This window comes from Actinomycetes bacterium, from assembly GCA_036510875.1.
In the GTDB taxonomy this organism is placed as follows: Bacteria; Actinomycetota; Actinomycetes; order Prado026; family Prado026; genus DATCDE01.
The window spans coordinates 1-9886 of the sequence record DATCDE010000069.1; the positions used below are offsets into that span (position 1 = coordinate 1).

9 protein-coding genes and 1 pseudogene are annotated in these 9886 nt (G+C 71.7%); 5 read left to right on the plus strand and 5 right to left on the minus strand.

Going from position 1 to position 9886, the window contains the following annotated elements; genetic code table 11:
* Positions 1-264 precede the first annotated feature (264 nt).
* Complete coding sequence (locus VIM19_03630; protein ID HEY5183998.1) at positions 265-1281, minus strand: nitrogen fixation protein NifH; 1017 nt, start codon at positions 1279-1281, stop codon at positions 265-267.
* 108 nt (positions 1282-1389) lie between these two features.
* Between VIM19_03630 and VIM19_03635 the strand changes: the two genes are divergently transcribed.
* From VIM19_03635 to VIM19_03645, 3 genes are read left to right on the plus strand one after another with little or no spacing between them, the layout of a single operon-like run.
* A complete protein-coding gene (locus VIM19_03635; GenBank protein ID HEY5183999.1) occupies positions 1390-1902 on the plus strand; it encodes a VOC family protein in 513 nt (170 codons plus the stop codon).
* Between the two features lie 36 nt (positions 1903-1938).
* Positions 1939-2823: a TIGR03619 family F420-dependent LLM class oxidoreductase gene (locus VIM19_03640; protein HEY5184000.1), complete on the plus strand. Its 885-nt coding sequence runs from the start codon at positions 1939-1941 to the stop codon at positions 2821-2823.
* 44 nt (positions 2824-2867) lie between these two features.
* A complete protein-coding gene (locus tag VIM19_03645; protein HEY5184001.1) occupies positions 2868-3683 on the plus strand; it encodes a maleylpyruvate isomerase family mycothiol-dependent enzyme in 816 nt (271 codons plus the stop codon).
* Here the strand turns inward: VIM19_03645 and VIM19_03650 are convergent.
* Together VIM19_03650 and VIM19_03655 are read right to left on the minus strand one after the other, a co-directional pair.
* On the minus strand, positions 3680-5233 hold the full coding sequence (locus tag VIM19_03650; protein HEY5184002.1) for an AMP-binding protein: 1554 nt from the start codon (positions 5231-5233) through the stop codon (positions 3680-3682). The genes VIM19_03645 and VIM19_03650 overlap by 4 nt on opposite strands.
* 15 nt (positions 5234-5248) lie before the next feature.
* Positions 5249-5662: a universal stress protein gene (locus tag VIM19_03655; GenBank protein HEY5184003.1), complete on the minus strand. Its 414-nt coding sequence runs from the start codon at positions 5660-5662 to the stop codon at positions 5249-5251.
* Between the two features lie 131 nt (positions 5663-5793).
* Here VIM19_03655 and VIM19_03660 point away from each other — a divergent pair, with 131 nt between their 5' ends.
* Positions 5794-6000 (plus strand): dodecin domain-containing protein, encoded by a 207-nt coding sequence (locus VIM19_03660; protein ID HEY5184004.1) that lies wholly within the window; start codon positions 5794-5796, stop codon positions 5998-6000.
* A 15-nt stretch (positions 6001-6015) separates the two neighbouring features.
* On the opposite strand, the pseudogene VIM19_03665 reads toward VIM19_03660, so the two are convergent.
* A pseudogene (locus tag VIM19_03665) lies at positions 6016-8667 on the minus strand (AAA family ATPase).
* A gap of 137 nt (positions 8668-8804) precedes the next feature.
* Here VIM19_03665 and VIM19_03670 point away from each other — a divergent pair.
* On the plus strand, positions 8805-9200 hold the full coding sequence (locus tag VIM19_03670) for a VOC family protein (GenBank protein ID HEY5184005.1): 396 nt from the start codon (positions 8805-8807) through the stop codon (positions 9198-9200).
* 12 nt (positions 9201-9212) lie between these two features.
* On the opposite strand, the gene VIM19_03675 is transcribed toward VIM19_03670, so the two are convergent.
* Positions 9213-9886, minus strand: a 674-nt coding sequence (locus tag VIM19_03675; GenBank protein HEY5184006.1) for a hypothetical protein, incomplete at its 5' end; no start/stop codon positions are given.

The following is a 9886-nucleotide window of genomic DNA, read 5'->3' on the forward strand; positions in this document are numbered from 1 at the left end:
GCGAAGGCAAAATCAGCGCCCTCAAACGACAGTACGGATGGGACCGAACCCGCATCGACAGCACCGCCGGTGCCCGGATCTGGACCGGACACGGGATCCTGACCCACAACCCGGTCAAGATCAGCGCCCTGGCCGCCTCACGAAAGCCCGGACCGGAGCCTGCCCACAACCAGCGCGGGAAACGGCGAGCAGTCCCGGCAGGCCCACGCATCGCCAGCGCTTTCCAGGTCGAAGTAGCTAGCCAAATGCAAAGACATGTGCTTCTCAGCTGTAGGCGGCGCGCAGCACCGTGCAGGCCCTCAGCGTGACCCACTTCGAGGGCGCACCCTGCGTCTCGAAGTTGACCCAGGTCTTGCCGTTGTACGCATGCCGGTTGCGCCACCGACCGTCGGCGTCCTGCAGCGACTCGAGCCAGCGGAGGGCCCCCACGAGCCGCTCGTCCCGGACGTGCCCCAGCTGGGCCAGCACCTCGAGGGTCTGCAGCACGTCGGAGACGTACCCGAGCGGGAACCCAGGCTTGAACCAGGACCCGTTCGGCTTGGTGTTGCCGTAGCCCATCGGGTAGTCGGCGACGAGCGGGTCGCGGGAGAACAGGAAGTCCACGCCCGCGTCGATGGCACGCTGCACGAGGGGCGAGCGCCGCCCCGCCGGGACGCGGGCCAGCGCGTTGAGCTCCTTGAGCGCTCCCCAGGCACAGGGCAGTCCCTCGTTGGCGGCGCAGGCGAACGCCGGCCCGCTCGTGCCGGAGGCGTACCAGCGCTCAACCCCGTGGCCGGTGATCGCCCGGGCCGCCCACTCCACGGCTGCCTGCACCCGCTCGTCGTCGAGCCGGCCGAACCCGATCACCGCGCGCAGCAGGTTCCCGTTGAGGCAGTGCAGCACGCTGGACGGCGCTGGCGCGGCCTCCCGGGCGGCCGACGAGCAGCCGAACCCGCCGGATGACGTCGGTCCCCAGCTGAGCACGTAGTCGCAGGCGCGCGCGACCTGCGGGTGGGCTGGGTCGGCCCCCAGCTGGTCGAGGGAGATCAGCTGCCAGACCGTCCCGGTGTACTTGGGGCCGTAGCCGGGACCGGGCTTGACCCACCAGCCAGCTGGGTCCTGCGCGGCCAGGATCGCCCGGATCGGGTCGGCCGCCATGGCAGCGCGCCGGGCTGCGCGCACCTGCGGGTCGTCGGCCGGCCGGTCGAGCAGCCCCTGCAGGGCGGCCGCGCGCACGGCGGGGCCGGACTCTTCCAGCAGCCACGGCAGGGGGTCCGCCTGGAGGTGGTCGGTCCAGGTCATGGCACGAGTCTCCCCCTGCCGACACCGGCCGAACAGGCCTCTTGCCACCCACGCAGATCCGACGCACGCTGGTCCTCCGACGTCGTTGGATGCGAGAGGGTGCGCCACATGCCGACTGACTCCGAGCTGGTGGAGCTCAAGGCCCGCCGTCAGGAGCTGCGTTCGCAGTACCTGCATCCGGTCGCGGAGCGAGAGCCGTCGCCAGGGAGGGGGATCCACCACGCGGCGCTGATCTGCTCCGACGTCGAGCGGACCATCCAGTTCTACCAGGACCTGCTTGGATTCCCGCTGGTGGAGCTGGTCGAGAACCGCGACTACCAGGGCTCGTCGCACTTCTTCTTCGACCTGGGCAACCAGACCCTGCTCGGGTTCTTCGACTTCCCCGGGCTCGGGCTCGACCAAGGAGTCGAGTCGATCGGCGCGGTCCAGCACATCGCGATCTCGGTGCCCCGCGACCGTTGGGAGCAGATGCAGAAGCGCCTGGACGCCGCCGGCGTCTTCTACGTCGGCCCGGACCGCGGGATCGCCGAGTCGATGTACCTCAAGGACCCCGATGGCATCCAGATCGAGCTGCTGAGTGATCCCCTCATGTACTTCGCCGGCCGTCAGCTTGACGAGTAGCGGAGGGCCGAGGTGCGCCTAGGGGTCGGCGTGCCGGTGTCGGGGTCCTGGGCCACACCAGCGAACATCCGCCGGATGGCCACGCTGTCAGAGGATCTCGGCTACGACTCGTTGTGGACCTTCCAGCGGCTGCTGCACCCGGTGGACGAGGAGTGGGGCTCGGCGTACCACGGGGTGCTCGACCCGATCGCCGCGCTCGCCTACGTCGCCGCCATGACGTCACGGATCCGGGTCGGGCTGGCCGTCGTCAACATGCCGTACTACGCACCGCTGGTGCTGTCGAAGGCGCTGACCACTCTGGACGTCGTTTCCGAGGGGCGCCTCGAGGTGGGCCTCGGCCTGGGCTGGGCGCCGCCGGAGTTCGAGGCGGTCGGTGTCTCCCGGGCCGGTCGGGGCGCCCGCGCCGAGGAGTACGTCCGCTACCTCAAGACCACCTGGACCGAGGCGGAGCCAGAGTTCCACGGCGCGTACTACGACCTGCCCCGCTCCCTGGTTGAGCCCAAGCCGGTGCAGAAGCCGTACCCCCCTGTGCTCATGGGCGGGGCCGCCGAGGTGGCCCTGCGCCGGGTGGGCCGGATCGCCGACGGCTGGATCAGCAGCAGCCGCGCGAACCTGACCACGATCGGGCAGTCCATCGAGGTGGTTCGCGCGGCCGCGGTCGAGGCGGGTCGTGACCCCGGCCCGCTGCGGTTTGTGGTGCGTGGCGTGGTCAAGCTGACCGATGACGACCTGCCGGACCGGCGCCCGCTGCACGGATCCGCGACCCAGATCAGAGCCGACCTGGATGCGCTGGCCGACATCGGCGTCACCGAGGTGTTCTTCGACCTGAACTGGGACTCGGAGACCACCGCTGCGGAGACCGATTCGATCGATGCGCTGCACAACGCGGAGCGCCTGCTCCGTGCGTTCGCCCCCCAGTGACGCCCGACCGGGCTCCCGGTCCTCACCGAGCAGAGGTGCCAGGTATGAGCGAGTGGAACGCCATGACGTACGAGGGCAAGGACACGATCCTGCGGGTGGTTCGGCAGGAGGCCGAGCGCATGTTCGCGATGGCGGACCGCCCGGAGGCGTGGGAGGCACCCACCGCCTGCGAGGGCTGGACGACGCGGGACATCATCGCGCACATCGTGGACACGACCGAGGGCTACTTCCGCGCCTTCGACTCGGCCCGCAGCGGCACCGAGGCGCCCGCGCCGTACGGGCTGGCCGTCATGAGCGAGAAGGTCGACGAGTTCGCCAGCGCGTTCCGCGGGGTGCCGCAGGCGGAGATGATGGAGCGGATCCGCAGCGACTTCCAGAAGATGCAGGCGATCCTCGAACCGCTGACCGCCGACGAGTGGACCGGTCTCATCGTCACCCACCCGTACATGGGTCCGGTGCCGGCCTTCTTCTACGCCGCCGGTCAGCTGATGGACTACGGCGTCCACTCGTGGGACATCCGCCAGGGCGGCGGGAAGGCGCACGGCCTGCCCGGCGAAGCGGCCGACCTGCTGGTGCCGTTCATGTTCGAGATCTGGCGGGGTACCGTCCGCTCCGGGGCCGTCGGCGAGCCGTTCACCGTCGGCATCCGGGTCAGCGGCAACAACGCCGGTGACTACCGGGTGTCGGTGAGCTCGGAGGGGCTGACGTACGAGCCCGGCGAGATCGACAGCCTGCCGGCTCGGATCGAGTTCGACGCCGGCAGCCTGGTGCTGACCGCGTTCGGGCGCAGCAACGCGGGCACCGTGCGCGGCGACCTGGCGCTGGCCGAGCGGTTCCTCAACCTGTTCTTCCGCATCTAGGCCGAGCCCGGCGCCCGGGTGGCCTCCGCGTCGTACTCCTCCGACGGGTGGCCCGTCGGGAGGCGGTGCTTGGCCACCCGGGAGGTCGGGGTCCGGGGCAGCGCCTCCACGGCCTGCCAGAACCGCGGGACCTTGAACGCCGACAGGCGGTCCACCGTCCAGGCGTGCAGCTGACCGAAGTCCAGGCTGCGGCCGGGAGCAGCGACCACGAACGCCTTGACCTCCTCCTCGGTGAGCTCGGAGGGCACGCCGACCACGGCGACCTCGAGCACGTCGGGGTGGGCCGCGATCACCTCCTCGACCTCAGCCGGGGAGAGGTTCTCGCCGCGCCGCCGCAGCACCTCCTTCTTGCGGGAGACGAAGGTGTAGGTGCCCTCGGCGTTCACGGTCACCAGGTCACCGGTGTGCACCCAACCGTCGACGACGGTGGCTGCGGTCACCTCCGGCATCTCCCAGTACCCGGGGGTCACGGTCGGGTTGCGCAGCAGCAGCTCGCCGGTGTCCCCCGCTGTGAGCTCACGGCCGTCGTCATCTACCGCCTTGGCCTCGTTGACAACCCCCAGGGTCGGGTGCTGGCGAGGCGAGCCCAGGGTGCCGAACGGGCGGGTGCCGTGGGCCCAGATCAGGCCGTACGGCGACTCCGACATGGCGTAGCCGCAGACGACCCGCAGACCGAACCGCTGCTCGAACGCCTCCTGCCACTCCTTCGCCGGCGACGGCCCGGTGTAGCACAACCGCAGCGGGGTGTCCGCGTCGTCCGGCCGGGGCGGCTGGCGCATCAGGATCTCGAGCATCGCCCCGATCGCGTTGAACTCGGTCGCCCCGTGGCGCCGGGCCGCGTCGAGGAAGCCGCTGGCCGAGAAGCGTGGCAGCAGCGCCAGACCGGCCCCGCAGGCCAACGATCCGAGCACCGAGTAGGCCGGCGCGTTGATGTGGAACAGGGGCAGCGAGGTCATCAACCGGTCGTCGGGGGTGAGCTCCATCCAGTACGGGAACCCCTCACCGGCCATGGCGTAGGCCCGGTGGGTCTGCATGACCAGCTTGGACCGACCGGTGGTGCCGGAGGTCGGGATGAGGACGGCGAGGTCGTCCGGGCCGGCGTCCATCGGCACCGACCCGCCGAACGGGTCGGCGACCTGCCAGTCACCGAGGAGGTCGTCGATGTCCAGCACGCCCAGGACGGACGGCCCGGCCGCTCCCTGCGCCAGGATCTGGGGCAGCAGCGCGCTGTCACTCACCACCACCCGGGGCCGCACCTGCCCGATGAGCCCGGCCAGCTCCTGCATCGTGCCGGCGGGGTTCGTCGGCACCGACACCGCGCCGATGCTGGCCAGCGCCAGCCAGCACAGCAGGTACGGCGGGGTCGTGCGCGCGGTGACCACGACCAGGTCGCCCTTGAGAACCCCCGCCTCGCGCAGCCGATTGCCGAGCCGGGCCACCTGGGCGGCCGCCCCGGCGAAGGTCAGCGACCCATCGTCGGTGCGGACCCAGATCCGGTCCGGGGCACCCTCGACTGCGGCCGCCAGCAGTCCCGGGATGGTGTCCGGCACGGGTCCCCCAACCAGCTAGCCGTGGACGACGAGGACGGGGCAGCTCGCGTGCTCGGCGCACTCGGCGCTCACCGAGCCGAGCAGCAGTCCGGTGAACCCGCCGTGCCCCCGGCTACCGACGACGAGCATCTCCGCATGGCGCCCAGCCTCGATCAGCACCGAGGCGGTGCGGCCCTCGCGCGCCGCTGACACCAGACCAGCCGGCCGATCCGACCCGAAGACGTCGTCCAGCGTCTGGTTCAGGATGGTCTCAGCGTCGCGGTCCGGCCGCCAGTCACCGGCCTCCACGGCCCACCCGAAGTTCGTGGGGAACTCCCACGCGGCGATCGCCTCGATCGTGGCGCCGATCCCGGGAGCCAGCCGCGCCGCCCAGCGCAGCGCTGCCTTCGACGGCTCCGACCCATCGACCCCGACCACGATCCGACCCACGGCTCCCCCTTGTGACTGGAACGACTGGCTGTCCCCGTCAGGCTGTCATGGCCGGGCACGCCAAACCAGCTCGGGGCTGGACAGAACGGGCGCGGAGGAGTTCGCTGAGATGACGACTGATGGGAGATGTCATGAGTGTCTACCGAGTGATCGACGTCATCGGGACGAGCCCCACGTCCTGGGAGGAGGCCGCAGCCGAGGCCATCGCCACCGCGGGCGGCTCGCTGCGCGACCTGCGCATCGCCGAGGTGATCAAGCAGGACATCGTGGTGGGCGACGGCGGGTCGCTGACCTACCGGACCAAGGTCCAGCTGTCCTTCAAGTACGTAGCCGACTGACCAGTCCGGTCGGCCACGCACCCCGAGCTTGCGGTAGACGTTGCTGAGGTGGAACTCCACCGTCCGTGGTGACAGGAACAGGGCCCCGGCCACCTCACGGTTGGACCGCCCGGCGGCCGCCTCCTTGGCCACCGCGAGCTCCTGCGCGGTGAGCGACTCGAGCGACGCTCCCCCGCCGGCTGCGGCGGCGGGGCTGCCGCCGCAGGCCCGTAGTTCCTCGCTGGCACGGGTCAGCCACGGGGCGGCGTCCAACGACTCGAAGAGCCGGACGCTGGACTCCAGCGCCAGGCGGGCCTCACGGCGGCGCCGGCTGCGGCGCAGCTGTTCCCCGTGCAGCAGCAGGGTGCGGGCCTCCTCGAAGGGGTCCCCAGCAGCGGCGTGGGCCCCAAGCGCCTCCCGGTAGTGGCGGTCGGCCTCCTCGTCGGTCGCGGCGACGAGAGCTGCCACGCGCGCAGCCAGCGCCAGCGCCAGCGGGGTGCCCATCGCGAAGAGCAACGGCCGGATCTCGCCGGCCCGGACCATCGCCGCGTCACGGTCACCACTGCGGACCAGTGCCTCGACCAGGTCGACCCGGGCGGTGAGCACCCCGTCGCGCAGCCCGCGGCCGAGGAAGGGGACGTCGGCGGCCGCGGCCAGCGACGCGATGGCCGACTCCAGCCGCCCGTCGACCAACGCGCGCAGACCGAGGCTGCGGTCGAGTGTCGCCAGCCGTCTGCGGTCGCCCCAGCGGCCGGCCAGGGTCCGCAACCGCGCAGCCTCGCGACGCAGCACCTCGTCGTCCTCTGACAGCGCAGCGAGCTCTACGGCCAGGGCGGCCATGCCTCGTTGGGCCCCCGTGGCCCCCACCCGGTCGGCCAGCGGCCGTCCCCGGGCCAGCAGCGCGCGAGCAGCGTCCCAGTCACCCCGGGCCCGGGCCCGCCAGGCCTGGATCCCCAAGAGGCAGGCCAGTGGCTCAGCTGCCTCGCCCATCTGCTCCTCCGCGACTGCCAGCCGCCGGGCCGCCCCCTCGCCCATGTCGAGCAGCAAGTCGTCGAGCGCGACGACGTCGAGCAAGGTGGCCAGGTCGAGGGTGGCCAGGTCGAGGGTGGCCAGGTCGACCGCGTTGGCCTGGGACAGGGCCTCCGCACGTAGCTGCATGGCGCGCTCCACGTCGCCGGCCTCGAAGGCAGCCACGGCGAGCAGGGCCGTCCCGGTCCAGGCCGCCGTGGTCGTGGACGTGTCGGTCGTGGCGGCACCCAGCTCAGCCACCTCGCGTGCCGCGCGCAGCCCCTGCTCCGGGTCACCCAGCGTCCAGGCTGTGGCAGCCGCCTCCCACAACAGGTTCGGGAGCAGCTCGGGTGAGGAGCACCGTGCGTCCTCGATGGCGGCCCACTGCGCGGACAGGCGGCCGGCCGGGTCGTTGTCGGCTCGAACGGTCGCCCCGAGCCAGCGCACCCACCGCGCGGCTTCCGGTTCCAGCGGCGCGCCCTCGACCAGGTCGAGCAGGCCGCCGACCGCCGAGCCGCCGAGCCCGAGGTGGACCACCAGCAGGATCCCGTGCAGCGCCCGCTCCACCCGGGCGTCCTCCGTGGGGGACAGCTGCGCCGCGGACTCCCAGGCGCGGCAGGCCGCGTCGTAGTGGCCCAGCTGCTCCGCCCGGGCGGCCTGGTCGGCGATGGCTGCCGCAGTCAGCTCATCGGGCAGGACGACGGATCGCACCAGGTGGCGCACCACCACGGACGGTTGGAGCCCGAGTTGACCCGCCGCCGTTGCGGCGCGCTCATGGACCCTGCGAACCAGCCGCGCGGGGGCAGTGTCGAGGACGACCTCGCGTACCATCGGGTGGGCGAACCGTGGGGTCGCCCCGGTGCGGACGACGACCAGCCGGCCACGAACGGCCTCGTCCAGGTTAGCGGCGGCGCAGCCGCTGGCCGTCAGCAGCGCCGTGGGCAGGACCGGGTCGCTGCCGGCCACTGCCAGGCACAGCAACGCCAGCCGGGACGGCTCGGGCAGCCGGTCCAATCCGCCGCTCCGCGCAGCGACCAGGACCGGGGTGACCGGCAGCTGGTCGGGCAGCCGAGCACGACCGGCGAGCTGGTCCGCAGTCAGCAGCTCCGTGACCTCAGTCAGGGCGAGCGGGTGGCCCTGCAGGGTCTGGGCGAGGGCCGCGAGTACCGACTCGTCGGCGGACAGCGGTGACAGCTCCAGCCGCAGCCACCGCGCGAAGCGCTGCTCGACATCCGGCGCGGGTCGAGCCGCCAGGAGCACACCGAGGGGCGCCTCGGCCGAGCGCTCGACCGCAAGGGCGAACGCGGTCACGGAGGCATCGTCCGCGTTCTGCACGTCGTCGACGATCAGCACGAGCGGCTCGGTGGCCGTCAGCCCCAGCAGCAGGTCGAGGAGCGCCGCGCTGCGCCGACTGACGCCCGGGACGCTGGACGCAGCAGATCCCGCGGCCCGGAACAGGTCGTCCACGAGGGCGAACGGCAAGCCCGCCTCGCCGTCTGGGACACGCACCCGGATGGCACGGAGCCGGCGGCTGGCCGCCCGACGGGCCACGGTGCTGAGCAGCATGGTCTTACCGATGCCGGGATCGCCGACGACGAGTGCGCGCCCCCAGCCGCCCCCGTTGACGTCGGCCAGCATCTGGTCCAGGCGCCCCAATTCGCCGGACCGTCCGACGATCACAACTCGACTGCGCCACCGGTGCCGTCACGCCAGGCAGGGCCCAACGGCCCTGGCGCGCTCGCTCGGCGCGGTCCACGCTGCCAGGTGAGTCGGGCGGGCGGGGCGGGCCCCCCGGACGCCTACCCGAGGGGATCACCATGACGGCACCGACGCTGCAGCACATCGCCCTGAGCGTGCGCGATATCGAGAAGAGCACCGACTGGTACACGCGGCTGTTCGACCTGGCAGTGGTCGCCGAGTTCTCCGAGCCGGCCCCGATGAAGGTTCTGATGGCGCCCAGCGGCCAAGCCATCGACCTGCGCCAGGACCCCAACGTACGGCCGGGCGAATTCACCCAGGAGTACATCGGGCTGGACCACGTCGGCTTCGTCTGCGCTGACCGCACCGAGCTGGACGCCTGGCAGCAGCGGCTGCAGGACGAAGGCGTGGTGCGGTCGGACATCGAGCAGTCACCGTTCGGCTGGCACCTGAACTTCCGCGATCCGGACGGGATCCCGCTGGAGTTCTTCCTGCCCGCGAGCGCTGGGTCCTGACGCTCACCGGAGCTACTCGCTGGCCGCGGGGAGATCCTTGCCGAACATGCCGAGCAGGAAGCGCGCCCCCTCGGACTGCGCTTTGGCGATCATCTGCTGCCGCTGCTCCGGCGCCATCGCGGCCACGGCCTCCTCGAAGCGCTGCCGGGAGGCTGGGTCAGTAGGGTCAAGAGTCGTGCCGTCCGGCAGCGTCGGCAGGTGCAGGGCCCGGTCGGTGGACACGAACTCCGGGATCAGATCGGCGAACCGCGTGACCGCGTCCAGCAGCGCCTGTACGTCCTCGACGGTCTGCAGGGCACCCTTGCTGACGCAGACGACCTTGTTCATCTCGAGGGAGAACGCCCAGTCGTTGCGTGAGATGACCAGCTCCATCGCACGTGGGGACATGATGTCCATCGCGAACTTCCGGTCCAGCGCCTGCACCCGGTAGCGGCGGTGGAAGTCCTCGCTCTCGAGGGTGACCTCCTTCAGGAACATCTGCATGGGTGGCCGGTCACCGCGCGGGCTGACGAAGAGCGGCGGCAACGTCTGACCGAGCATCAGCACACAGACCGCGGCGGTCAGGTTCCGCGTCCCCACCACGGCGGACTCCCCGTATCCGATGGGTATCCACGCGTTGGCGACCATCCACGTGTGCGGCGCCGTGCCTCCCGTGACGACGTCGGCGTAGCGGTTATCGTGCACGA